The organism is Sulfitobacter sp. PS-8MA (assembly GCF_040933935.1).
In the GTDB taxonomy this organism is placed as follows: domain Bacteria; phylum Pseudomonadota; class Alphaproteobacteria; order Rhodobacterales; family Rhodobacteraceae; genus Sulfitobacter.
This window is the reverse complement of sequence record NZ_JBFQYJ010000006.1, coordinates 78146-102551: the sequence shown is the minus strand read 5'-3', so window position 1 is coordinate 102551 and position 24406 is coordinate 78146. Positions and strand designations below refer to the sequence as shown.

19 protein-coding genes and 1 pseudogene are annotated in these 24406 nt (G+C 53.4%); 2 read left to right on the top strand and 18 right to left on the bottom strand.

Features of this window, described 5'->3' with window-relative positions:
- Window positions 1-51: 51 nt before the first annotated feature.
- The 10 genes and pseudogenes from AB4M76_RS04415 to AB4M76_RS04370 all read right to left on the bottom strand — a co-directional run bounded on the left by AB4M76_RS04415 (window position 52) and on the right by AB4M76_RS04370 (window position 10957).
- Window positions 52-843 carry a virulence associated protein gene (locus AB4M76_RS04415; RefSeq protein ID WP_348409302.1) on the bottom strand — a complete coding sequence of 264 codons (792 nt, stop codon included), beginning with the start codon at window positions 841-843 and terminating at the stop codon, window positions 52-54.
- Between the two features lie 773 nt (window positions 844-1616).
- A complete protein-coding gene (locus AB4M76_RS04410) occupies window positions 1617-2657 on the bottom strand; it encodes a hypothetical protein (RefSeq protein ID WP_368440600.1) in 1041 nt (346 codons plus the stop codon).
- 387 nt (window positions 2658-3044) lie between these two features.
- Window positions 3045-3470 carry a response regulator gene (locus AB4M76_RS04405; protein WP_368440599.1) on the bottom strand — a complete coding sequence of 142 codons (426 nt, stop codon included), beginning with the start codon at window positions 3468-3470 and terminating at the stop codon, window positions 3045-3047.
- Window positions 3436-4866: a sensor histidine kinase gene (locus AB4M76_RS04400; protein WP_368440598.1), complete on the bottom strand. Its 1431-nt coding sequence runs from the start codon at window positions 4864-4866 to the stop codon at window positions 3436-3438. Before AB4M76_RS04400 ends, AB4M76_RS04405 begins: the two co-directional genes overlap by 35 nt.
- A gap of 468 nt (window positions 4867-5334) precedes the next feature.
- Window positions 5335-5568 carry a hypothetical protein gene (locus tag AB4M76_RS04395; RefSeq protein ID WP_368440597.1) on the bottom strand — a complete coding sequence of 78 codons (234 nt, stop codon included), beginning with the start codon at window positions 5566-5568 and terminating at the stop codon, window positions 5335-5337.
- Window positions 5565-6764, bottom strand: a pseudogene (locus AB4M76_RS04390) (IS91 family transposase). Before AB4M76_RS04390 ends, AB4M76_RS04395 begins: the two are co-directional and overlap by 4 nt.
- A 12-nt stretch (window positions 6765-6776) precedes the next feature.
- Window positions 6777-7664, bottom strand: coding sequence for a tyrosine-type recombinase/integrase (locus AB4M76_RS04385; protein ID WP_368440596.1), 888 nt, complete (start codon window positions 7662-7664; stop codon window positions 6777-6779).
- A 391-nt stretch (window positions 7665-8055) separates the two neighbouring features.
- Entirely contained in the window at window positions 8056-8772 is a 717-nt protein-coding gene (locus AB4M76_RS04380; RefSeq protein ID WP_368440595.1) for a hypothetical protein, read from the bottom strand.
- Complete coding sequence (locus AB4M76_RS04375) at window positions 8769-9545, bottom strand: AbiJ-NTD4 domain-containing protein (protein WP_368440594.1); 777 nt, start codon at window positions 9543-9545, stop codon at window positions 8769-8771. Before AB4M76_RS04375 ends, AB4M76_RS04380 begins: the two co-directional genes overlap by 4 nt.
- 197 nt (window positions 9546-9742) lie before the next feature.
- Entirely contained in the window at window positions 9743-10957 is a 1215-nt protein-coding gene (locus AB4M76_RS04370) for a DUF3644 domain-containing protein (RefSeq protein ID WP_348410384.1), read from the bottom strand.
- 309 nt (window positions 10958-11266) lie between these two features.
- Between AB4M76_RS04370 and AB4M76_RS04365 the strand changes: the two genes are divergently transcribed.
- Window positions 11267-11710 carry a hypothetical protein gene (locus tag AB4M76_RS04365; RefSeq protein ID WP_368440593.1) on the top strand — a complete coding sequence of 148 codons (444 nt, stop codon included), beginning with the start codon at window positions 11267-11269 and terminating at the stop codon, window positions 11708-11710.
- Window positions 11711-12034: 324 nt separating this feature from the next.
- Entirely contained in the window at window positions 12035-12349 is a 315-nt protein-coding gene (locus tag AB4M76_RS04360; protein ID WP_368440592.1) for an antitoxin Xre/MbcA/ParS toxin-binding domain-containing protein, read from the top strand.
- A gap of 389 nt (window positions 12350-12738) precedes the next feature.
- Here AB4M76_RS04360 and AB4M76_RS04355 read toward each other — a convergent pair whose 3' ends face one another.
- From AB4M76_RS04355 to AB4M76_RS04320, 8 genes are all read right to left on the bottom strand, one after another.
- On the bottom strand, window positions 12739-14592 hold the full coding sequence (locus AB4M76_RS04355) for a TniQ family protein (RefSeq protein WP_368440591.1): 1854 nt from the start codon (window positions 14590-14592) through the stop codon (window positions 12739-12741).
- A gap of 159 nt (window positions 14593-14751) precedes the next feature.
- Entirely contained in the window at window positions 14752-16935 is a 2184-nt protein-coding gene (locus AB4M76_RS04350) for a hypothetical protein (RefSeq protein WP_368440590.1), read from the bottom strand.
- A gap of 17 nt (window positions 16936-16952) precedes the next feature.
- A complete protein-coding gene (locus tag AB4M76_RS04345; RefSeq protein ID WP_368440589.1) occupies window positions 16953-17390 on the bottom strand; it encodes an EcoRII N-terminal effector-binding domain-containing protein in 438 nt (145 codons plus the stop codon).
- A complete protein-coding gene (locus AB4M76_RS04340; protein ID WP_368440588.1) occupies window positions 17387-19204 on the bottom strand; it encodes a DEAD/DEAH box helicase in 1818 nt (605 codons plus the stop codon). Before AB4M76_RS04340 ends, AB4M76_RS04345 begins: the two co-directional genes overlap by 4 nt.
- On the bottom strand, window positions 19197-20024 hold the full coding sequence (locus tag AB4M76_RS04335) for an HNH endonuclease (protein ID WP_348410781.1): 828 nt from the start codon (window positions 20022-20024) through the stop codon (window positions 19197-19199). Before AB4M76_RS04335 ends, AB4M76_RS04340 begins: the two co-directional genes overlap by 8 nt.
- Before the next feature lies 1 nt (window position 20025).
- Window positions 20026-21678, bottom strand: coding sequence for an ATP-binding protein (locus tag AB4M76_RS04330; protein ID WP_368440587.1), 1653 nt, complete (start codon window positions 21676-21678; stop codon window positions 20026-20028).
- A 65-nt stretch (window positions 21679-21743) separates the two neighbouring features.
- Window positions 21744-22817, bottom strand: a complete 1074-nt coding sequence (gene dcm, locus AB4M76_RS04325; RefSeq protein WP_368440586.1) for a DNA (cytosine-5-)-methyltransferase — start codon at window positions 22815-22817, stop codon at window positions 21744-21746.
- A 222-nt stretch (window positions 22818-23039) separates the two neighbouring features.
- Complete coding sequence (locus tag AB4M76_RS04320; protein WP_368440585.1) at window positions 23040-24095, bottom strand: AAA family ATPase; 1056 nt, start codon at window positions 24093-24095, stop codon at window positions 23040-23042.
- Window positions 24096-24406 lie beyond the last annotated feature (311 nt).

Sequence of the window (24406 nt, the reverse complement as noted above, 5' to 3'; positions counted from 1 at the left end):
TGCATCTTTGCACGTGCTTGAACGGCAGCAAGGATGGTTCGTGATTCCCGCTCAGGCCTCATTCGCAGCCCTCGAATAAAGTGCGTGAACCAAATCCATCATAGATGTCCCTGAAATGATAATGAGCCTGAGGTTATCACCGTTTGGGTGCTCTGATGCATCGGCCTCAATAAGCGCCATGTCTTTAAATATATCGGCATCCAGTATCGCGACGGCGGCATTAGTGCGTTTAAATGGTCGGTCTCCCGCATTTTGGAATCGCCCGACTTTTAGCGCCTCGTCTCGGTTTATTTTGAGAAGTCGCTGTTTTATCGTGCTTAATGACATAGCTTCACGGACCAGATCCTTCCCAGAGTCGTCAATCGCCTGCTGTAGCCGATTTTCTTTCGTCGGCCGGAACCCAGCCTTGGCCTCGATCACCAGCAGTTCGTCGTCAAGACTTGGTTCTTCATCCGCAAACATGAACCCGATTACATCAGTGCCATTCGACGGAACATTACGGTTTTCACGATCCTCATACCTGCCATGCCGCGGGCACCAATATCCCAAGACATATTCGATGAAATCTGCTACGAGTATTTCGCCGAAATCACCTGCTCTTGTGCTGGGCCCCGGAGCTTTCGCTGCGTCAGGGAACTTGATTTGCGTCAGGAAATCAGAATTGGATAATCCCGTATCCATGACCAGATCCAGCAGGTCTTCATCACGGCAGTAATGCTGCCGGAAATGGGTCGCCCAAGCTGAGAGGATTGCCGGATTGTCCCAGTGCTTCAAGATCCAGATTTCGGCCTCGCGGCCATCTGCCGTTTCAATGACCTCGCCAGTGCTCTCAAGCCACGCCACGTGAGCCGGTGCTATCAAAACTATAAAGTCCTTCTAAGTAACAGTTTCTACAACGAAAGCTTACAAACTTTTGCGTCCAAAATCAGATCAACATTCTGAATTTATCTCGCTCGATGCAAGCCCTGTCCGGATGCTTTCGCCAATCGACGGATCGTGGTGATGATTTTTCTGCAGTGCAACGTTGTGCTGACCGGTTCGCATTTGCACCGGTAGGCGCATTCAGAGCCGCCAGAGCTTAAATTTGGCTGCCTTGACCGTCTCTAAGCTGACGTTGACCTGAATTTCCTCAAAAGGCCGCTATGGACCGTTCGCGGTGGCCTCGCCCGTGCTGCGAGTGCAAACCTACGCAAGCCGGACGCGGTCAGTTTGGGCTGAAACCCGCTGTTCCCCGCGACGCGATGCAAGGACAACGATGCGGACAAAGCGGACCTCAACAGCAACTCTACAGCCAATTCAATCGCACCTTGCTGGAACCAAGCCGGACAACATCCCTGTTTAGGTTCCAAGGCCGAGCACGGGATAGAGCGCTGCCACAAGCAAAGCCGCCATTGTGATGTTAAAGACCCTGAGTCGGGTGGTGTTCGACAGCCATTGTCGGACCACAGTCCCAAGCCATGCCCAGACCGAGATCGCCGGAGAGCCGACCTTCGCTGCGTATCACCCCAATGTCTGCGATGCGGGACGAAGCAGACCTTTGTTGTATTTGCATCAATGTCTGCTCAACACGCGTTCACCTAAAAAACGAAGCTACGTCGTCGGCACACTTGGATCGATCAATTTTGGATTACGCTTGCCCAGATTATACTCGCATATTCCAACATGGTTGTTGCCTGCGATTTCATTTCAGAAGGTTCAAACCTATCAAGATAGACAGCGGCAATCACATCAGCAGCAACGCTAAACTTGAGACGGCAATAGCGACTAAGGTGAGGGTTGCTCAGTATGCTTTCATCGCGGCGGGCATTGCATTCAATTGCAATAGGATCGCCAACATAATCTGTCCCGAGGCTATCTGTATCAGCACCTAACCAGTTTTCCTCCTGGAATTGCCGCAAATTGCCTTCAGCCACAGGCGAGAATACCACCCTATGCCTTGGCCTCCCTAGGCACCAGATGCTCTCAGAAAGCGCCACCCTTGTGTCACACCACCTCTGAAGTTCGGACTGTTTCAAACATGCGTTCAGTGGCGCGGTGGGACCGTCACATGTGCTATGCACGGGGATCAGCTCAATTTCAGTAAAACTGATTTCGCCCGCCCCATATGAAACCATGTCTTGCAGTGTGTCTCCACTGCGCCAAAATTTCGTGTAGCAGTGCTGACCTCCCCTACACGAATGAATGGTTTCGAGCTGTGGACTCGCGGGAAAACGAATCTCTTCGTCACCGATTTGCCCAGCAAGCTCGCCAGCCTGGAAAGCAGCCAAGTCATCCCGGCGCTGCTGTTCATCTATGTGTTGGTTCCACCATAAAAACAGAATTGCCAAAGAAGGGCCGACCAGCGAGATTACCCGGACGGCATGGGCAGAAATCGTCAGGTCTCGGTTTGCAAGGTCATTTACAACTGCTGAAGTGACAAGGCCAATTCCAAGCGCGAGTATGGGAAAAAGAAGGAAAAGTGGTATGGCACCAAAAATAAGGCCACCCATTTTTATGCCGCTTATCAAAACAAAAAAGGCAACCGTAGTAAGCAGAGAGATAACGGTTAGCCAAACACCAATTCTCTTGGTTTTCGCGGCATCATTGCTTCGTCGTGTTACCCCGAAAATCCAAGCCAAAAGGTAGAAAAAATAGTAAACGTAAATCAAAGGAGTCAATCCATCCTTCGGTCAGATCTTGCTAAGTTTCTGTTCAAAATTATGCTTAGCATGGCACTTATTCGAGTGAGCCTCAACAAAAGTGCAGAGCTCAACAGATTTCACCGAAGCAGACCTTTTTGCACTGCGCAGCATCGGTCACTCTGGGCTCGTTCCCGACTTTCGCCGCGCTCTCCACGAACGTCTGCTGTTGGACAAAAATCTATGGTCAAAACGGGTGGGACAAATACGGTCGATTCCGCCTGTGACACAAACGGTTGAGTTCTGACCGACGAGCGCCCGACAGCGGACCTTCAAACACGGGCTGGTCACCGTCCGCTGAGCGGGACTTTGCTGCCGTTCGAGTTTTGGCTGTTAAGGTCCGCTTTATGCGGTTTGCGACAGCCGTCATTCGTCCTTGGGGCTATCCGAGATTTTCACGGTTCCGATTGCGCGACCAAGTTCACCCGAAAGCAGCGGCTTCGAAAGCATTGCGTCCGGACGAATCGCTGCTTTCTCTTCGTCGGTCACTTGGTGCAGGCTCCCGCTCACGATGATGGACGGAATTTCCATCTCACGACGAAGCACCAACGCTACATCCTGCCCGCGGCTCCCATCGGCAAGCTGAAGATCGACGATTGCAAGATCAGGAACGGAATCTCGGGCCATCTGGATCGCCTTTGACGCAGTCGCGGCGATGCCGACGACGTCATGTCCCAGTTCACCAAGCTGCCCTTCCAAATCAAGCGCGATGAAGATGTTGTCTTCAACCACGAGAACTTTCAGAGTGGCGGCTCCCTCATTCGGGAAAAAGGATTTTTGTCCGCCAGCCATTCTTACTCTCTATCTCGATTGTTCCACCCAGTTGCGATGCCATTCCCTCAATCAAACGCTGACCGAGACCTGACGATGGTGGCCTAATGTCCGAACGATCGGTAGCCCGGTTTGTTCCGTCGTCTGCAACCTCGAGAGTGATTGAGTCGTCGCCGTTACGCCGCAGACTGATGGTCACGGTGCCTTCTTCATCTGGTTCAAAGGCGTGCTTGAACGAGTTGGTGACCAGCTCGTTCACCGCCAGAGACAGCGTGACGGCCTTGTCGGTTGGAAGCCGGATTGGGTCCACGTCGAGTGTGATCCGGACACCCCCGCCTTCACCTGAAAGCGAAGCGTGAAGGTGCTCTTTCAACCGTTCCAGGTATCTGTCGATCTGGACCGAACGCACGTCTTCGTCCTCGTAGAGCGAGGCATGGATCGCCGCGACGGCGTTCACGCGCGCCGTAGCGGCCTTGAGCGATGCGCGCGCGGCCGCGTCCGTGGTCGCAGATGCCTCCAGGCTAAGAATGCTCGCAACCATCTGGAGCGAGTTCTTCACCCTGTGGTTAACCTCTGCGATCAGCACGTCATGCGCTTGGACCGCCTCGCGCAGGCTCTCTTCGCGTTCGCGGATCGATGTCACGTCAAGGACGATGCCGACGATCCTGACCTCATGCGTGTCCGGATTTCGGACAGATTCGCCGTGCCCAATGGCCCATCGCACGGTTCCGTCGGGGCGCATTATCCGGTAGTCGAGATGCAGGTCCGACCCAATGGTGCGACCGACGCGCTCAATCTCGGCTATGGTCGCCCCATGGTCATCGGGATGGATGCGGTCAAAGAACTCCTGTGCCGTTGTGACAGTCTCTCCTGGTTCAAAGCCGAACAGGGCATCCAATTGCGGCGAGCGGGTCAGCCTCCCGGAAGCCGGGTCGAACTCGAAGTAGCTGAGCTCCGCACCGCGCATTGCAGCCCTTCGCTTCGCAGCGTCAGCGCGCTCCCCCAGAATGCTCCGCGTAACGTCTTCTGCTGTATGGATCACGTGGGTCACCCGTTCCGGCTCGGATGCGTCGGCGAAGACGGGTGAGTTCAGGATGCGCCAATATCTTGTGCCGTAGCGACCGTCGGCTTCCTGGACATCGTGCTGTCGCAACGGCATTTCCTGTGCCTCTCCAGTCGCGACAACTGCGTCTGTCGAGGCCTGCAATTCCGCCTCGGCGTCCGAGTTCGGATCATCTGGATTAGCTGGGAAGGCCTCGAAAACCCGGTTCCCGATTAGTTCTTCGGGCTGGCGGCCCAGCATGGCGCAATAACGTTGGTTCGCCGCGACGATCCGGAGGTCCGGCGTGAACACCATCTGCGCCGTCGGCGCTGCGTCGAAAAAAATGCCCAGATCGATACCGCTGACTTCATCCATTCTAGTGCCCTCCAGCAGCACGATTTAGCGAGAGCTCAGCACAAATATGCAAGCTTCAGCGTGATGTTGGAAAAACGGATACCAAACAGACTCTTGAGTGAGCAAGACGCATTCTTAGGGCTGCTATATAGCTTTTCGGTTGTCAGTAGCCCTCAAAGATGAGCACTGGTCTTGCTGCGACAAGTTCCAAAGGCCGGTTCAAGGGGTGTCAGCTGAGGTGGCTAATTGGCAGCTGAGGCATGCTCGCGGCTCGGTTGATGTCGGCTTTCAGCGCTTCCAACCCGTTTGTGCTTCGCGCAGCAATTGGGAGGTATGGGCTCGTAGCCGCCATTCGCTACAAACTTCACCAAGGTCGGCTTTGGTGAAGGTTTTCTGATGCGGGTCGCGGCGTGAGGTTCGCGTCTTGGCGGGCGGACGACCCGCGTTGGAAAACCTCCCAAGGTCGAAGCCGCGAGGGTCTTGGTGATGCTATGGGTAAAGTTCGCTGACGATCGAGACGACGGCTGTTTCAGCGGGCCGTTTGGCCTTGCGCACGAGGCTGCAGATGCGGGCTTCCCAGCCCAGTCGCCAAGCGCTGCCCGCCGGGCTGGGTGGATTTGTGGTTTGGGAACTTGCTGATACCTGATCGGCGCAGGTGGCTCGGTCCGGTTCTGCACGGAGCAGCCAGCGTGGGTTGATGATCTGTGACAGGCGGTCGGTCATGCGGCCTGCTCCCGTGGTGGCGCGCGTGACATCGGTTTCTGCCCGCAACGAAAGATCTCGATGATGCGCATGGGTCCCCCGCAGCATGGGCATGGTTCACGCAGCGTGAGCGGGGTGACGTCTGGCTCAGCGTCTTGGACATCTGCCTGATCTGGTGGTTGGACGCAGAGCAGTTTGCGGATTTTTGTGAGATTAGCTTTGCGAGCGCTGCTGGCCAGCAGGCCGTAGTGGCGGATCCGGTGGAACCCGTCAGGAAGGACGTGGATCAAAAAGCGTCGGATGAACTCAGGCGTGGCTAAGCGCATGATCTTCTGGCGGTCCCCATTTTTGAGGCGGCAGTCTTTCCAACGGAAGGCGACGGTGTCGGCATCAGCGCTGACCAAGCGGTGGTTTGAGATGGCGACGCGGTGAGTATAGCGGCTCAGGTAGGCAAGCACGGCCTCTGGGCCGCCAAAGGGCGGCTTGGAATAGACCACCCATTCGGATTTGCGGAAAGGGGTGAGCCAGGTGGTGAAGGCGTCCGTCAGCGCCAGCCGCTCCAAGTCCCCATAGAAAGCCAGGTCTCCGGCTTGGTGCAGCGCCACGAGCCCGTCCAGAAAGAGGCGGCGGAACAGGCGCGACAGCACGCGCACATGCAAGAAGAACCCAGGCTTGCTGGCGACCCATTTGGTGCTGTCCGGCGACAGGCCGCCGCCGGGGACGATCATATGGATATGCGGATGATGGGTCAGTGCCGATCCCCATGTGTGCAGCACGCTGGTCATGCCCACTCGCACGCCCATGCGCTTGCGGTCGGCCGCGATGGTCATGACGGTCTTGGCCGACGCCTTGAACAGCAAGCCATAGATCGCCTTCTTGTTCCAATAGGCGATCTGCGCGATCTCAGCTGGCAGGGTGAAGACGACGTGGAAATATTCCACGGGCAGCAGATCTTCGGCCCGTGCCTCCATCCAGTCGCGCGCGGCCGGTCTCTAGCACTTCGGGCAGTGCCGGTTCTTGCAGGAGCTATAAGCGATGTGATGGTGGCCGCATGTGGCACAGCCAGCCACATGCCCGCCAAGAGCCTCAGACCGGCAGGCCTCGATAGCCGACATCACTTTTAACTGGGAGAGGCTGACATGCCCCGCATTGGCCAGCCGCCACGCAGGACCATGGGCGCGGAAGATATCAGCAATCTCCAGTTCGGTCCGGGGCACCTCGGCGTCCGGTCACTCCAGACTTCGCTTCACCGTCTGATCCTGCAATTTGGCCAGCATCTCGTAGGGGCTGACAGTGTCGCGGATCGTCTTGGTGGCCACATGAGTGTATCGCGCAGTGGTCGTCAGCTTGGCGTGACCGAGCAGCACCTGAATAACCCGCACGTCGGTGTTTGCCTCCAAAAGGTGGGTGGCAAAACTGTGTCGCAACGTGTGCAATGTCGCCGGCTTCTTGACCCCTGCCATATGCTTGGCTGAGGTGAAAGCGCGGCTTAACTGACGCGGCGAAATCGGGTTGATCTTCGGCTTGCCGGGAAACAGCCAGCCTTCGGGACGTGCCTCGCGCCACCAGGCCCTTAGCAACTCCAGCAAGCCGGGTGACAGCATCACCTTCCGGTCCTTCTGACCTTTTCCCAACTCAACATGGATCAGCATCCGGTCGCTGTCGATATCGCTGATCTTTAGGTTGCAGACCTCGGACGCCCGAAGTCCTGCGCCGTAAGAGATGCTGAGCGCGGCCCGATACTTCAGCCCCGGTCCGGGCGCTGCCATCAGGATGTCGGACACCTCCTCGACGCTGAAAACCACGGACAGCTTGCGCGGTTCGGTGCGGAATTGCATGTAGCGCTTCATCTCCTCGCGCCCGCAGGTCATGCTGAAGAAGAACCGCAGCGCGACGATCCGCACGTTGAACGTCGACAGGGTCACCCCGCTGTCTGTCATATGCAGCTGATACGCGCGGAGATCTTCCGGTGTCGCCGTGTCGGGTGGCCGCCCAAGAAAGGCCGCGAAGTCCTTGATCGCCCGGATGTGGGACTTCTGCGCCTTCTCGCCCATCCCACGGATGCGCATGTCTTCGATCATCCGCTGGCGCAGCGGGGTTACTCTCTCCTCTGTCATGGGAACCTCCTGTCGGTTGATTGAGAAGGCCCCAATCGTCAGACAAGTCAGTCAGATCGCAAAATGTGGGCCGTTCGCTTCGGCCGACACCAAGGGCGGATTCCGGAAGTTCACCACGCGTGCTAACCCACCCCAGACGATCCGAAAAAACGGACATTCAGCCGTGTTGTCCCGTTCGACGCCGGGCTCATCGTGAAGAAGAGCGGTAGTTCACCGCACACGAGATCGCAACGCACACCACTTGCAGAAGCGGATATATACCAGCCGGGGAGTAGATTTTTATGCCGCTCTGGATATTGAAAACCTTGCCGCGTTGCCGCCCTGAAACTAGCCTCCAGATAGTTGGCGCGGTTCAGAAGAAACGGGCCGTGCTGGCCGCATGCTGTTCGCCTCACCGGTCCCAGACAACCTCTGTGGCAAGATACTCGCGGATCACTGTTCGCACGACGAACTGACTATTGACCACGACAGCGAACCTATACACATTCGGTTGGACGATCACCCATCCGTCAGCACCCATGTCTGCGCCGCTAACCAATCGCGACATCAGCCGACTTCCAACCTCAGGCCATCCCGGGCCATAGTCGATCATTTCGAATGACCTGACCGCCTCAGGCGTCAGGATTTGCAGTGGTTCTATGGCGATGTGGGCCGGTTCGCCTCGAGCCGGCTGACCGTGCTCGAACAATACGTGCCCGCGAGCGTTCTTAATGACTACATTGCGGATGCGGTCGATGTCAGGCACGAATGTCACTTGGTCATTCCCATCGACATCTTCTTCGACCCGAAGCTGAGCCTCAATCTCGTCTTGCAAGCGAAAGTTCTTGCTCAACGTCTTCTCGGCCCTTTCGACGACCTGGTGATCAGGGTCAGCGGTCCCTACAAGAACAGATCCGAGGAACGCTGTGAAATACTCCTCGTCATTGGAGAAAGAGGTGTTGCATGATCGGCAGATGCGGATCGTCGGCAAATTTTCTGGGAAGGGTCGATCAAGAATGCTCTTCGATGGAATATGATCGAGGTTGGTTTCGACATTTGCCAAGACTGCGCCGCAGTGGATGCACCATGCTTTGTGGCGCTCATCTGCGAAATCAAGAAGCCCCTTCACTGTCGTTCCGCCACGAGGTAACGGCAAATCGCGCTTGAAAGGTGGACAACGAGTGTCGCATCATTAAGCGATGGCACATTCGTGGGGCTGACATGGCGTCCGAAATTTGAAGAGTAGCCCCAAAGCTTCGACAGTGCGCTGTCGAGCGGCTTTGGAACGCCAACCAAGGACACCACTTCGTTGAAGGGCTTCTCGCTGCCGCTGAGATACCTTGCTGTGGATTCGAGTGCGCCAAGGGCGTGATGAATGGCTCCCGTGAGGTCCGGTTCAGGCCTGCGAGATATGTCATGAAGGGCCTCGCGAATTTCACTCTCGGCGACGCCGTAATTCGCTTGGCTCAGTGAGATCTGCGCACGCTCTACCGCTTCTTCAAACTCGGCATCGCCTCGGATGACTACCCCCTCACCGGGTTTTAGCTGCCAGCCAGCGCCAGTGTCGACAAACAGGCCGTTGATCTGCTCCGCAAATTGCACCGCGGTGTCATAGCCCCGTGTGCCTTCAATAAACTCGACCAGTCCTTCGATCACATCGTAGACCTGATACCACTCGGCATCCTCAATAAGGCGCAATACTTCGTCGCGGATATTTGGAATCTCGCTCCAATTTCCTCGGTCGGGCGACGCACGCAAAACCCGGCAGATACATGTCCGTATTAGATCGTATCGGAGGTGATCGTATGCGGCCTGAATTACCCCAAACCTAAGACCTTCCGGCGCATCATGCCGGAATAAAATTGGTGGAGCGCTCGAAAATCCATGTCGTTTGGAAAACATTCAAACTCCTGCCCGTGCTAAAGAAAGCGCATGTTGCGATAGAATAGCTTGAGTGCCAATGCAGAAAATCTCCCGTCAAAGCGGTAGCCCGTAAGCCTCGGATGGGTCAGTCAGAAGATCCGGAGCCAGGCCTTAACACCTCTTCGCTCGCCAGCCTGATCACGATCTTGGCTCAGATCACAGCAAACGTTTGTCAATCACCGATAGCGATCACCTTCCTGCTTGCAATGTTCGATGACGCGCTCGATCCAGCGGTCATACCAGACCCAAGTGCCCTTGTAGTCTCCCTCGCAACCATATCCCTTTGCGGGGTTCTTAGCTTCGAGCTTCTGCATGAGTGCCGTGTGGTCCCCCGAGCCAAACTTCGGGTAGCCGGCCTTCGTCACTGAAGTCAGGACATCCTTTCTGATGTATCGAGCGCGATTGACCTCTTTGAAGATCACGTCCCCAACCTTTTCCGCCTCCTCACTACCGGGCTTGACCGTAACAACCGCGACATCGGCGCCGGCTGCTTTCTTCGCAGCGACCGGCACGAAGGCGACTTTTAACCGGAATGCGGGGTCTTTCACTTGCTCGTCAGTGAGACCATGCTCGAACGCTTTGATGAAAGATGAGACGTGAGTAGGCAGCGACGACGCTTTCTTCATCGCACTCCGCTGCTCCGGTCCAAACGACACGAATTGTAGCGCGATCGGCAACCTCTTTTCGAGGCCGAACTGTTTGCCGAACAAGTCCTTGAGCGCATCGTTGAAGTTGATCGCACAGGACTGGAGCTCAGCACCGATCGCGTCGTCGATTCGGCTCGTCGACTGATGCTCAATCTCATGCCGGAGGTCGATTAAGAACTTCAGATTAGTCTTGGCGCCTTCAGAGATCGGGCACTTTCCAGTGCTTATGCATCTGGTGAGGTCCCAATATCTATCGGCGCCGTGAGCGGTCTTATTGTCCTTGTAGACGTAGGGGATACCCTCTCGCTTGTAGTAAGCGTGCAGCAAATAGGTCCATGCGATGACCGCGGTCGTGATGAACAGCTCAGCGCGGAACATGAGCCCAGCCGAGTTGAAGATGTGGACCGCTGCGATCATCGCCTCCCTGCTCTTGATCAAGAGTTCGTCGCCACGTGCGCTTAGGCCGGTTTCGAGGTCCACGTCCGGCCACGTCGCGAGAAACGCGTCGAGCTCCTCGGGATCGGCCGCTTTCGTCGCCTTGTGCTTCTTGCCTATATGGATTTCGTGGATCGTCCGACCATTCAGCGACCGCGTCGGGCGGGTGAAATAGGCCAAGATGTCCTGATCGCTGTAATGGCCGCGCTCGATCATCGCCTTCACGAGGGCGACCTCCCAACGTTCAAGGGTATTCCCCCGGCGTCGCTTGATCTTCTTCGGCTTCTCGTATTCGTCGTTATCGGCCATCCTGCACCTCCGCATGAAGAGGTCTAACAGCGCTGAAAAGATCAGCAAAGAATTGCCCGTAGGTTAAGCTGGCACCGTAGAACTTCCTCAGCAGGCCTATTTTCGGTCTCGGGCCGAAGGCGACGCTCGCTTGAGGCGGCATGCAAAACCTGTGCCGCACGGCCGCAGGTCGAATTCAGAGCCCATTACTGCTTTCAACGTAACCGTCCGGAGTATTTTCATTAGTAAGACTATGATCGACTGCGCGATCAGCTTATCTTTTATGCGAGCGGAGCCAAGTCAGAGCATTACAAGAAAGTATCCAAAAATATGAATGAGTTACATACAATTATTTTTAGCGCACTTGTTTCGGTCATCGTTGCATACGCCACAGCGAAGGCGTCTGGTTACTCGAAAGATGTAGTGGAGGAGCGCAAAGAGTGGCGTGACCGGATACGACAGCTTACGCTTGAGGCGGTAAAGATGATGTTGAGCAAAGAAACTCAATCACCTTCTTTTCTCTTAATTATTGGAGAGTTCCGAATTCGCCTCAACCCCAATGACAAGAATGACAACGATATCCTCGAAACTCTCCACAGGGCCGTAGAGGCACCTGATGACTTGTTGAGAAGAAAGTTCTTGGCCCAAACTGCCCGGCTTCTTAAGCACGACTGGGAGCGAGCTAAAGCTGAAAGTCGTCTGCTGGGTTTTTTCGATAAGCCAAATGGGCCAGACACAAGAAGGCTTAGGTCATCTGACTATATGGCTTCATAATTTAATAATAATGTCCGAAGGGCAAATTAAGTAACTTTTTCGTGCTATAAATTTCCCAACTATGGTCTCGTAGTAAGGTCATGACACCGTGAGGCCATATTTAGGAAAGATCGAAGGAGGTTCGAAGTGCGAAGCACAGAATTCCATAGAAATGCCGGTTCGCTACCGTCTAATGTTCGCACGATATCGCGGGATGACTGCACAAGAACAAGCGGCCCGGGCCTCCGAGCTTTTCAGAAAATCGCAGATCGACTTGGCTTAAGTGTGGCGGAACGTATCATCATATTAGGCAACCCGAGCAGGTCCACCTATTATAGATGGTTGATGAAAGCGAACCACTACCGGCCCATCGCGCTTTCACCTGATACCCTTTTACGCATATCAGCGACAATCGGAATCTACAGAGCTCTTACCTTCTTGTTTGAGGACGAGGCGCAAAGAATGCTTTGGTTAAAAGGCATCCACAAAGGTCCTCATTTTGACGGGAACTCACCTCTGAGAAGCATGCTGGAGGGCGGGCTCAACGGCCTCATGTCTGTGCGCCGCTATCTTGATGCATGGTGCAGCGGCAATTTGGATTCCAGCACGCACGGCGAAAGTTTCGAACCTGTCGCTGAACATGATCTCATTTTCGTTTGAGACGCCTCCGCACCTTTGTCAGCAAAGTGGACACGAAAGGCTTCGCAAAGCTATCGGCCATCACCGAGCAACACGCCAAGACCATGCGAGGGCATCAAGACCATGCGAGTTCATTACGGGGAGTGCTCTGTCTTGCTTCACAAGATTTCGGATGCCATGAACCCGGTCGCGCCGACGCCTGAGCGAGTCGAGACGGAACTCATCGGTCTTGAAAGCTGGCTCAACGATGTTGAGGGTCGGCAAAAAAAGATCTAAATTTCTTGATCGATCAAGGCCACGTCGCGTTCAATAGCTATTATCGAAGACAATTCTTCCACCGTTAACAATTGATTGGCGCGGCCATAGCAGTTGTGAGGTCCTAAATATGGAGAACTAAGAAGTAGTTATTTCTAAATTAGCCTTGTAACGTCCGCCCTTAGATACACAGCCCCATAATCCTGACCATCGGGGGAGAAAGGCGTGACTCTTCCTGCCGCAAGAATACCTTTCAACGTGTTCCGATGCTGTCCAGTTTCGGTTACGAGAGTTGTGAGAGTGACGAAACGTCGATGAAATTCCGTGATATCCTTTAGTGTCATCCTATGTTGTAACTGCCCCGTCCGTGGATTTTTGACGAGCCTCGTATTCACATACCCAGTCTCAACCAAGTTCATAAAGACACCATTATTTCTCAACCCAACCAATCGGCCGAATTCGGCAGCGGACATTTCTCCGAACTCTTGGTCAAGAACCTCAACATGCGCTTTGGGACGAGGGCCTGCGAAAGAGTTTACCTCGGATATCTGCACCACAACTCCGTGGAAGCCCTTGACCCCCGCTCGTTGACCAGCTTTGAGTGTCTGGTCTCGTATTCCGTTGATCAGATCTACAAGACTTACTTCCCTTCTCCTGCGAGCGAAAAGCAACGTTTCCCAGCCTTTATCGCCCTCATCCACCGGGATGGAGGAACAGGCAGTTAGTTCGGCAACAAAAGCAATTCCGTCAGAAATGCACCATGGGTTTTTGACTTTCGCAACTCTCGTTCGAGGGATCAGCAATTCCTCCTCTTCTAAGGCCTCGAGTTCTTGGCGTGTGGCACCCATTGCAGTGCGCATGGCGATCGGTCCGACGAGAGTCGGGATTTCTGTCAGAAGCGGGTCATATTTTTTTGCGTCGAATAGCTTACGACCTTGAGGACGTTTATCGTCTTCCCGGAAAGCTCCAGCCTCGATCAAAAAGTGTTCCAGCGCCGCGGGTCCAATTCCTGTCTTCCTTGATGCTGTTAAAAGTGAGTGCAGGCGCCGCTCTGGTATAGTCTGACCCAGCACCACTTCTCCTGCGGCCCGCGGCCAATGATCGAGGACGCATTCCCTAAGAATCTCGCGAAACAGACCAAAGTCTGGATCATTCAGATAGTCGCGGTTCAACAAGTTGTAGAGCGGCCCAAAAATCTTTCCGGGCTCATCGGATGACTTGGTCGCGGTCGCCGCGATCTGATCAAGAGCAGCACGGGTTGCCGTATTTCCTTGGACCGCAATATTAAAACCCACTGTATGCACTGAGTTGGAAGTATTGTCGCTTTCGGAGGTTTTCACATTCAAAACTGCTTGGCCTAAAAGCCGACAAAGCGGGGCAATGGCATGAACAGATTGATCTCGAAGACACGTTTGATCGGATCCGCTCTGGAGTCGCTGGTCAAGCCAGAGATCATAACTCGAAGGCTCCTGTCTTGGCCTATCCAAAGCACCCGAAAGGATGCTTTCATCTATTTCCAAAAGCCGGGCTGCGATATCAAATCGGTCCTGTAGTGCCTCGGATTTCCATAGTTGAATAAGGGGATGACCATGGCCTACACAGAGATTGACCTCTCGATACTGCCAGTCCCCCCGCATTACCATGGACGAGACAGCTTGACCGTCTACCGCGGACGCATCTTCACGCAAGCACACCGGGCACCCTCGCATCACCGGATTTCGGATAGCTCTGGAAACGAACAACTCGCCCCGGAATTCCATTCGGACATCGCCAGCTCTCACCCCAGTCCAAGATAAAAGTTCATCCATTACATCTGGGGCCAGGTCGGCCCAATCCGCCAATGCTTCAAAAGCATCCGGATCTTGGTTCAACAGCTTCTTAAAAGGCGCGCCGATGTCAAATGCTAGTTCACGGACATCGGTCTTCCAAACGGCCGCAAGCCGGGCAAGGTATGAATACAATGTTTCCCGGAGAGCTGGGGTTGGGCTGACAATAGGTAAGTTTGGCATAGGTGGTTTAGAGCCTTTCCGCCAAGTTTAACTTCCTCACTGATATACTAGCACAATCTAAATCATTAAAAGTCGAAAAACCCAGTTGAATACATTGGTATATTCTCTAACGGAAAGCCGAAACTAATTAAATAAACAGACTCAGTTCTTACATGACACTCAGTGTGCCCGTCTGAACCCGCGCAGGACCAAGGTTTTGTGCTCCATAATTTCCGTGGCAATCTTAGGAAGTGGTTCGACTGCCGGTTCTGCGGCTTTCCGGCGCCCAACGTATCGGCCCAAACGCCCGTATGGATACCCCGTTAATACAGCCATCAAGGTTGGTAGCCCGGCGTTGACATCTGCTTGAAAAACGTTCCATCGTAACGAAAGGCGCCGACAGAATTCACCTGCTTCACCATCACTTTGATCAAATATCTCCGAAGCAAATTGCCAAAATGCGAGGAATTCCGAGTCGAGATCCATTTGGGCGACAGCAAAGTTCTTTTGAATAATAACATCATTCAGAAATTCGAGGGTAACAGTTTCTTCTCTTTTGATACTTGATCCGTGCGTCCCAAGCTTCTCGCCCAAGGCTTCAGTCGTAATCCTTGACTCTACAAAATGAAGCACTCTCTGCTCAAATATCTCTTTTGACCGCATCGAGGGTGGCGATATAGTCAAAATTTTGGAAATAACGTCATTCAGGGAAACCAAAAAATCTTTTGGCCCCAGAGGACTATGCGCCGGGACCGTCTCGATATTCATACTTTGATTATATGCGTCCCAGTTTACTTGGCCGTTTGGATCAAAAGCGTCTGCGACTGCTTGCAGATGGTCAATCGCCAACCTGAAGTGGGCTCCAGACTGTCTAGATACCTGACCGGCTGACACCGCATCAACTAGATGACCAATTGTTTCGATACCGTGCTGCGATAAGGTTCGGGCTGCGCGACCCACTTGAAGTCGGCTAAATGGTATTTCAGACACGGTGCTGTTCAAAGTGAAAAGTCGTTGATCGAACTGAGCAGTATCGCCGAAAGAGATACCGGTTGGAACCTCGCCGGTTAGTATAGTTGCTATAAGTGGGAGGTGTTCAAGCAATAGGGTCCGATCAACTTCCCAAACATCTGATAATCCGTCAACCAAAGCGGTAAATGTCACGGCCTCGGTATCTGCATCAAATCGCAGGGCTGCAATTTTCCAAAAATCAGCGAAATCTGGCCTGAAGTGGACATTCAGGTTGGAATAATCATCATACACAAGCGCTTCCGCCAGTGCGGCGAGAAGCTTTGCTTCCTTTTGGCGTATTCTCTCTCGAGTAACGGGCGTTGCCATCGATTGGCCAATTTCATCTAAGGTTGCCCTATCTTGCGGTAGCTTTGAGAGTCGCAGGGCTATAATCTTTTGATAAACTGGATCCTCTAAGGTTGCCCCAATCATTCCAAGCGTTTCTCCGATCATCTTGACGAACGATGTTCCGTCGGTCGACTGCATCTCTGCAGGCAAGAGCGGGATACAAAGACCTGCACAGTATCTTTCCCAGTCAACATCACCAGCTTCGGTCTGAGAGACGTTCAGTTGATTAAACGCGTTGTCCAATCGTTCGATGGTGCTTCGGCCCATGCCAGAAATTTCGAGCAAGCCGTCCGGCATCAGCGATGCGACATCTCCGACTGTGACAAGACCAGCAGCTTCCAGCATTCTGGCCTTCGGTCCCGCATGCAGGATCCCAAGACCCAACGCTTTCACTGGCTCTGAAAGATTATATGGATCTGCACCGCGATGGGCGGGATTCGATTTGGAGGCAATATCAGAAGCTATCGCTATTTCAGGTTCACGCTTTAGCTGCTCAAATGCGACTTTTCCCGAGCGGAGCTTTTTAACCAGTTTCATCAACCCTGCATAGAATTCGTCATACTTTTTTGGCCCCATACCGGATATGTCGGGAAGTCCATCACGTAAGGCCTCTGCAAGCATGCCCAAAGTATCGAATCCCGCCCGTGCGAGCATTGGACCTGCATTGCCGAATAAGTCTTTATCCACCGGGCATATAGGATCATTGCGGTCCAACGCCTCTAATTCTGGGCAGGTCAAGCGCGCATAGTTGAAGTGGAAATCTCTACTTTTCCAAAACATATACCAATCGGTCTTTTGGGGTCCGGTTACCTTGGCAAGTGCAGTTAATGCATTCAAGGCAGAAACACACTCCGAGGTCGGGTATCGTTCAGAGCCCACCATGCCGATTACATCGCCAATATTCGTTGCTCCCCGACGATAGAGAGAGTTAGTGGCAGAGGGCTCGAGTTGGAGGTGCTCGATCGGAAGTTCTGCGCAGTTGTAAATTAAGAATGGGAAGCCCATTTATTTCGGTTCCCTAATCAATGTATTCTCCGCCATCCGCGAAGCTTTATTCTGGCCGGCTCGGATATATGTTCGAGAATAGTTTCTTCTACAGAGCAGATGACGCGGATACGGTAAAAACTGTCTTTCTGAGATTTACTTATTTCGAACACATCGCCTTCGTTGGCATGCTGTGAGCGAAACCATGAAGTCATCCATGTTATCCGGTATTCGTTTCTTGTTCCGGACTGGTCATGAAGTTTATTGTTGTAGTAAACAAAGCGGAATTCGTGGACCGCTCCCAGATCGTCAATACAATTTATCCATGCGTCGGGGTTTTTGACGTCGGGATTGAGTGTTGGAAGCATAGCCAGAAGGTCGTGCTCACTTTTGGGGATCAACACGCCACCTTGGTGGCCCCCTGTGGCTCCAACGTCGTTAGCACTTAGGGTTTTCTGAAAAACTGTTCGAGTCATATAGCCTCCGGCTGGATGCTAAGGGCACGTGCAAGATCGCTTCGGTCCCGGGTTGAAAGGGGAAGAATCTCGTTGCCAAGGTCTTGTTTCCATGCGGATCTATCGAGCATCACCCGCTCTACGGTGTTCTCATAGTAGAGCCGGTAGACAGTCACTGGCATAGTCTGGCCACGTCTGTGAGCACGCGCGCTAGCTTGCGCTTCCAGAGCTGGGTTCCAAACCGGGGTGTAATGAATGACGATGGTGGCCGCAGTGATATTGAGGCCGGCCCCTGCAGCCTTAGGATTAAGAATCAAGCAGCCGGGTCCTTGGTAATCACTGAATTCATCGATAATCGTCTGGCGGTCTGATTGATCTGTCGAACCATTGATAGCGCCCCAGTATGCGTCAGGCAGATTAGAGCCTGCTTCACGGATAAGGTCTCCGATCCGATTGAAAAGCGCGAATATTATGACTTTATGGCCATTTGCGAAGGCCTCTCGAAGTAATTCAAGCGTCCGTTCCATTTTGGGTGTGACTAACGGGATGTGATCACTTCGGGCAATCTCAGAAAACTCCCCATCATCATCGTTCCCAGCTTGCCGGAGCCAAGGGTGAGCGCAAACAAGTTGAAGTTGGAGTGTGGCAACAAGAGCACCCGCCACCGGATATTTCTCCAAGGTCTGCTCGCGAACTTGTCGGTAGTGGTCAACAAGCTGATCATCTAGGTCCAATGGTAGGTCTATGTCGATGCGCTCGGGCAGATCACCTGCCACCTCAGATACTCTTCTTTTTAAAATGATAGGATCAGTTACAGACGCTAAAGCTTTGGCTGCTTCTAGGGTATCTGGGTATCGCTTTTCGAAATCATCACGCCCATCCAGAATTCCCGGAATTGCGACATCCATTAGGGACCAGAGATCCAACAGAGTATTTTCCACGGGCGTCCCTGTCATCGGTATCGCACACTGACGTGGGATCGTTGCGATTGCTTGCCGACGGTTTGAGTCTGGGTTCTTGATTGCTTGGGCTTCGTCGCAGATTAGCCAGCTCCATTCGAATGCGGAAATGATAGCGATATCATTTGCCATCGTATCGTAGGTCATTATGACAATGTTACTGTTCTGAAGCCCTCGAAATGTTCCGGTGCGGCGCGGTCCCCGGTGGACTTCAATTGTGAGAGAGGGGGCGAAACGTTCGATCTCTCGAACCCAGTTTGCGATAAGGCTGGTTGGGCAGATTACCAGCGCGGGAGAGATAAATGGCGGTGGATCCATCAATAGTAGCGCAATGATCTGCAGGGTTTTGCCAAGCCCCATTTCGTCGGCAAGAATAAGTCCGCCGGTGCGCGCAATAGTAGCATGCATCCATCTTACACCTTTTGCTTGATACGGAAAGAGATCAGCATTCAGGCCCGGTATTTCCACCGTATCTGGGAGACGATCGGCGTCGATGCGACCTTCAGTGTGAAATGATGTCGTCGCATTCACCGTCAAGGGGGTATCATTAATCCGAAGTAGCTGGATTGCTTCACTAAAACTCAGATTTGTTGGATCTAGGCCTTGGAGAGTAGAATTGAATGTCTTGGGGGAGTCTGAGGGTAAAGGGCGCAGCGTTCTGCCATCTATCACCCATGCGTGGTTCGACGATGGGCCGGACAATACGTGCCGAACGCCACGAATAGTTCGAACTCCTACAAGGGTAGCTGTAATTCGTTCGCCTTCCCGATCAATTAATATCTCAGGATCCAGCACTCTATCGGAGACTGTAAATTTCTCGGGTCTTTGGGCAATGATTGCGCCGAACGTTTCCGGCAAATGGGCATATTTACGCATGTTGAGACACCCTAACAGACGAAAGCTCGTCCAGAGTGAGTGGCCAAGGGCGCCGAGAATGAACAGCCCGGTGACAGTTCGGGCAGAGTGGCACGAGGTCAGTTTCAGGATCGTAAGGTCGTGGTTTTTCAAGCATCGAAACAGGCTCGAGGTGATGAACTTCGATGATGTTGCCAGCAATACCGTAAACTTCTTCTGGCACCATGCCGCAAGCTTTACAGATGTGTCCATGTATACGAAGACACAGCAGCCGACTCCGCGGATTACGTTCCCGCCGTGTGACAGTTGCCCGACTCATGCCACCTTCAACTTCCGGCACATCTGAATCGAGAGGATTCTCTACGATATCGTATCCTATCAACTCTGCCATCGCGGCCATGAGGGGAACGATGGCTTGCCGGCAAGTAGTCGTTACAGCTTCATCACTATCTGGATGCAAATCCTTATGGCGATAGATTGAAAGCGCCTCGAATTTTCCAACGTCAACGGTCCAGTTCTCTAGGGATTGGTTGGTGATAGAAAAATCGGTTACAGCGGCCACAGACCGCATCAACGATCGTGCCAAAGTCAGCTCCTCGATATCAGCTTGAGCCATTTGAGCAACAATAGGCGCCGAAAAAAGGCCAAATGAAATCCGAACCTCATGTGATTTGATCCCATGTGGCTTGAGCTCCGCAACCGGGCCGTTCTTTTCACCAAGGTCGTCGAACCAAAGTTTCAAACCCTTTCGCTTTCCAACATCGAACGGACGAACAGCGATCGTAGCTCCGGTGCCTTCGGCGAGTTCATTCGCGATGATGTCACGACGTGGGACGAGCATTCTAGTCTTCCTCGAATTCCGAATCGACCTCACTCAGGTCTGCTTCGCCGGGCATAGGGACAGTGCGCAGCAGTTTTCTGAGGTTTGAAGAAACGATTTCGCGGATGTCAGTGAAGATAGGGGCCATTTCATCATTGGAGTATTCAATTTCGGCCACTGCAAATGCCCAGAGGAGTAAATCCATTCCTTGAACCGCGTAGCCGCCTGACCCAGCGCGAAGGTAAACTTTCTGGTAGAAGTCGTGATGCCTATTGATCTCGACGCCCGGAACATGACCGTCCGTTCCGGCGCTTCGGAACCCAGGCACCCAGAGCTCTCCAGTGGTGATGTTGTCGACCGCTGCGACTGAGATGCTTTCAGGATCGACATTGTTCTGGACAGGTTTTCGAATTTGAATTCTCTGGCCCATCGCGTTACTAACAATCGCGGTTTGCGTTTCGACGTCGGCTTCCTCAACCTTCGGCTTTTTTGTCCCGGGTGTTTCTGCAATGCTTACGTTTGATGAAGTATGGCTTAGAACAGCCTTTATCGCCGCCTCTTTTTCCTTACGGCGGTAACGGTTTTCCGCTTCTCGACGGGAATTCCGGAGCAGACTGTTTAGGTATTCTTCGATTGCAGGATCGAACAGAATACGGGATTTTTTCACGTCGACATAGAATGCTTCGTCAAGCTCGTGACCGAAGTCAAATTCGATCCGAAGCAGAGACATGTGCGGCTCAAACGTTCCGTGAGAACCGAATACACCAAGCCAACCACCTGCATTTATTAGGCGACCTTCACGGTAGATATAGAAACCCTGTCCTCTGTTTGTAATTCGAGCCTTGGCTTTCTCCTCATCACTCAAAGTATTGGAATTCGGCAGGATCCAAGCCTTAATGGTAGCTGCGCCTGCGGATTCTCCATCGTCAGATGCAACCTCAATTACCTGCTGAGCGCTCGCCAATACCTGTTCAGATTTTTCCGTGAAGAATGGGTTCCATGGCAAAACAGCTTCATCGTCAACCGTAATGATTACGTTCCTCACCCGAGCGTCGCTTGTATCGAGAAAGCGATGATAAATGGTTCCTAGGTGATCCTTGAGACCGGTTCGTAAACGTTTGATCGCCCCCTGTTCCTTCGTTCCCCCTGGCTCGTCGTAGTTTTTTGAAAGAAGGCGATCACACTTCGACCAGACAACGAGCGTGCCTGTCTCTCCGCACAGCTCATCCCAAGCCTCTTTTTCGTGTGGTTCGACAGGTTCCCGCAGCATTTCCCACTCACCGGTCTCTTCAACATGATCCAAGTCCCACGCGAGCTTCGCAAGCGGCTCCGTTGCATCTTTTCGTGAGATGACCGTAAAACGTCGACATACCGAGCTCGAAGCGGTCTTGAGACCGAGGCCGAATTTACCGAGGCTCGCGAGACTTTCGCGGACTGGCGCCCCGTAACGCAAGGCATCGTGGACATCCGCCTCATTCATACCATCGCCATCGTCACCAAAGTAAACAAACTTCCGTCCATCCGCGGCCATTGAAACCCGGACATGAATCTCATCTGCATTCGCAGCGATGGAGTTATCGATGATATCTGCAGATGCAGTTCTGAAATTGTAGCCGGTATCACGCAAACCAAAGATCAATCGGGAAGCATCGGGCTCATTAATCAAGTCGTTCATTTAGTTTCCCATTTCAAATTGGAGTTTTCTAAAGTCGGTCGCAGCCCAGCTTCATGAGATCATGCTCAGGCGAGCATTCCTCGTCGTGATGTAAGGGCAACCGTATTGACGATCCAAGGAGCCATGGCTTCGGCGATTGCGATTGCTACAGGTGCCGCAACAGCGTTTCCGAACTGCCGGTATGCTTGGGTATCGGATACTACGATTTTCCACGGGCGATTCGAGCCCGGCTGATCAAAGCCCATCAATCTCGCGCATTCACGGGGTGTCAGACGCCTAGGGATGCCGCCACTTTGATCAATTAGTATCTCGCTGCCATCTTTGTAATAACGAGCACTCAGCGTTCGCGCTACACTCTCTGGGCCACAGAGGCCAAAGCCAAAACCGTTTCCAGCAGCCTTGTGTTTGGCCGCATACGCTTGAAGATACTTCCAAAGGTTCGGCGTTAGCGTGTATTTAGGCGCGACCGACGCCAATGGACCAACCGTAAACGGCTCTTCTGAGATTTCGGTCCCGTCTCCGGGGTGGAGGATGCTGGACAAAACCGGGTTCGGCCCTGAAGGAACAACAACGTCATCGAGTGAAAACCGCGTTGGAGAATCTCGACGAAATCCGGTGATGAAAATGCGCTCGCGATGCTGCGGAACCCAACTCCGCGCGTCGATTACCTTGTGATCGACCTCATACCCTAACTCATCCAAGGCATGAAGAATTACCCTGAAGGTATTCCCCTTATCATGGGAGAGCAAGTTTTTGACATTTTCTAGTAGAAAAGCCTTTGGACGGTGGTGACGCAATATCCTGACGACATCGAAAAACAGCGTCCCTTGAGTTTCATCGGCGAAACCATGCGCTCGACCAAGGGAATTCTTCTTGCTGACCCCCGCAATGGAAAAGGGCTGACAAGGGAAACCCGCCAAGAGGACATCATGAGCGGGAATGTCAGCCTCATCAACCGCGGTAATGTCGCCATCGATGGGATGATCATCTTCGAAGTTCGCGCGATACGTTTCTTGCGAGAATTTATTCCATTCGCTGGTGAAAACACATTGCCCGCCAACGCGTTCGAAACCAATTCTCAACCCTCCGATTCCGGCAAACAGGTCAACAAAACGGAAAGCGGGGCTACCTGCAGTCATAGAGCTCTCTCTTTCAGCGCAAGCAGCGCGTAGTTCATAGTGTTGTGCCTCCGAACGCCGAGAGCACCATAGGTGGATTTTGGGCGCTCTGGTTGAAAATGTCCAGGCACAAAGCTAGGGCCTTGCAGGTAAAACAACTGTTTTCTGTGGATTAGCAGGGAGTATTGGTGGTGACTGCATCCCGAAGGCTGTGTCGATCCCCGCTGGAGGACCGACACAAACTTACTGGTAAAGCGGTGCGTCCGGCACGTTTAACGCGTCCGCCAGTTGACTGATCTGGCGCAAGCTGATGCCTTCCGATCGTTCTGACATTTGGTCAATGAACATACGGCAACGATCCCGCGACTTCTCATCATCGCTTTCCACGGTTAAACGGTCAAAATACGCTACCGCGTCTGCGGTCGATAGTTTCGGCAGATTGAACACCCGCGACCGGTCGCGCAGCGGAGCGGGAATGCGGTCGGTGTCGTTTGCCGTCATAATCCAGATCACCCTGCTCATGTCGAAAGGGACCCGGTGATACGGGCATTCAAAATAACGCGCTGCGCTCGGTTCCAGCATCTGCAACAGGCTCGTCGTGAGGCTGCTGGAGGACCCACGCGTGCTATATGTTGTGCCCGCCTTGTCGACCTCATCCACGATCATTAGTGGATTTGCGATCTTGTTCGCCAAGATGGTCTCAACAGGAACACCTGGTTGTTCCGTGCCCCAGCCTTTCTCTGTGCCCGAAATACGGAAACCTGCGGATCCGCCCCCGACATCGATCATCCGGAACGGCAACCTCGCGAGCTGCGCCAACGTTCGCGCATAATGAGATTTACCGATGCCAGGTGGGCCTGCGAGAATAACAGGTGGCAATGCGAAACCGTGCTCGCCCGCCGCGATATGGCGAAGCAACTGCTGCATGATCCAAGTCGAAACGTCCCGCATCCAGCCGCTGTCTGCATGTAGTGCGGCCACAAGTGCATGGACGTCATCAGATGTCTCTGGGCCGCAAAGCCGACCGCCGTCTCGCGCCAAGGCAAGAATTGCGGGCCGCGCCTCCGCCTTGACTGGAGCCAATCCAGCTTCGAGGAGGCGCCTTTTGTGGGCATCCGCTGCGAGGTTTTTGGCTTTGCGCTCCATGCTGAAGTCGAGTTTTGACTTGCGTGCGTGTTCGTGGATGTTGCGCCGCATGGACGTCCAGAAACGGAGGAAATGGGCCTCCATCTCTTCCAGCCGCGGCACCTCATGCATCGTCGGCAACACAGCCAGACGATCTTTGGAAAAGCTAGTCATGACGATAATGCTCCCGAACAAAGGGCGACAATTGACACGCAATACGGAAGCTTGAAATGGTTCGGGCGATAGGTGTGTTGTTGGACATGGTCGTCTCCTCTGGTCGAAAACCGGAAGGGCCGCGGGCAAAAGCCCGGCCATGTTGGCGTCAGTGCTGCTGGAAAAGTGACAGAAGTGACCGGCCCCCAGTGATGGGGTTCAAATGGCGCGTATAGCGCGCTGAATATGCCGGATAATGAGTGTCATGGTGCGGGCTTTGTAACTAAGAATCGCACAACCTGTCAATTGAAATGGGCGCCTTTCAATCAGAT

Bases quoted from the DNA above. Each gene is read 5' to 3' on its own strand.
- AB4M76_RS04355 (WP_368440591.1), bottom strand. From the start codon at position 14,592: ATGCCAAACTTACCTATTGTCAGCCCAACCCCAGCTCTCCGGGAAACA.
- AB4M76_RS04385 (WP_368440596.1), bottom strand. From the start codon at position 7,664: ATGACAGAGGAGAGAGTAACCCCGCTGCGCCAGCGGATGATCGAAGAC.
- AB4M76_RS04405 (WP_368440599.1), bottom strand. From the start codon at position 3,470: ATGGCTGGCGGACAAAAATCCTTTTTCCCGAATGAGGGAGCCGCCACT.
- AB4M76_RS04340 (WP_368440588.1), bottom strand. From the start codon at position 19,204: ATGCGTAAATATGCCCATTTGCCGGAAACGTTCGGCGCAATCATTGCC.
- AB4M76_RS04360 (WP_368440592.1), top strand. From the start codon at position 12,035: ATGAAAGCGAACCACTACCGGCCCATCGCGCTTTCACCTGATACCCTT.
- dcm (WP_368440586.1), bottom strand. From the start codon at position 22,817: ATGACTGCAGGTAGCCCCGCTTTCCGTTTTGTTGACCTGTTTGCCGGA.
- AB4M76_RS04335 (WP_348410781.1), bottom strand. From the start codon at position 20,024: ATGCTCGTCCCACGTCGTGACATCATCGCGAATGAACTCGCCGAAGGC.
- AB4M76_RS04365 (WP_368440593.1), top strand. From the start codon at position 11,267: ATGAATGAGTTACATACAATTATTTTTAGCGCACTTGTTTCGGTCATC.
- AB4M76_RS04375 (WP_368440594.1), bottom strand. From the start codon at position 9,545: ATGTTTTCCAAACGACATGGATTTTCGAGCGCTCCACCAATTTTATTC.
- AB4M76_RS04345 (WP_368440589.1), bottom strand. From the start codon at position 17,390: ATGACTCGAACAGTTTTTCAGAAAACCCTAAGTGCTAACGACGTTGGA.
- AB4M76_RS04330 (WP_368440587.1), bottom strand. From the start codon at position 21,678: ATGAACGACTTGATTAATGAGCCCGATGCTTCCCGATTGATCTTTGGT.
- AB4M76_RS04395 (WP_368440597.1), bottom strand. From the start codon at position 5,568: ATGACCGACCGCCTGTCACAGATCATCAACCCACGCTGGCTGCTCCGT.
- AB4M76_RS04350 (WP_368440590.1), bottom strand. From the start codon at position 16,935: ATGGGCTTCCCATTCTTAATTTACAACTGCGCAGAACTTCCGATCGAG.
- AB4M76_RS04400 (WP_368440598.1), bottom strand. From the start codon at position 4,866: ATGGATGAAGTCAGCGGTATCGATCTGGGCATTTTTTTCGACGCAGCG.
- AB4M76_RS04320 (WP_368440585.1), bottom strand. From the start codon at position 24,095: ATGACTAGCTTTTCCAAAGATCGTCTGGCTGTGTTGCCGACGATGCAT.
- AB4M76_RS04370 (WP_348410384.1), bottom strand. From the start codon at position 10,957: ATGGCCGATAACGACGAATACGAGAAGCCGAAGAAGATCAAGCGACGC.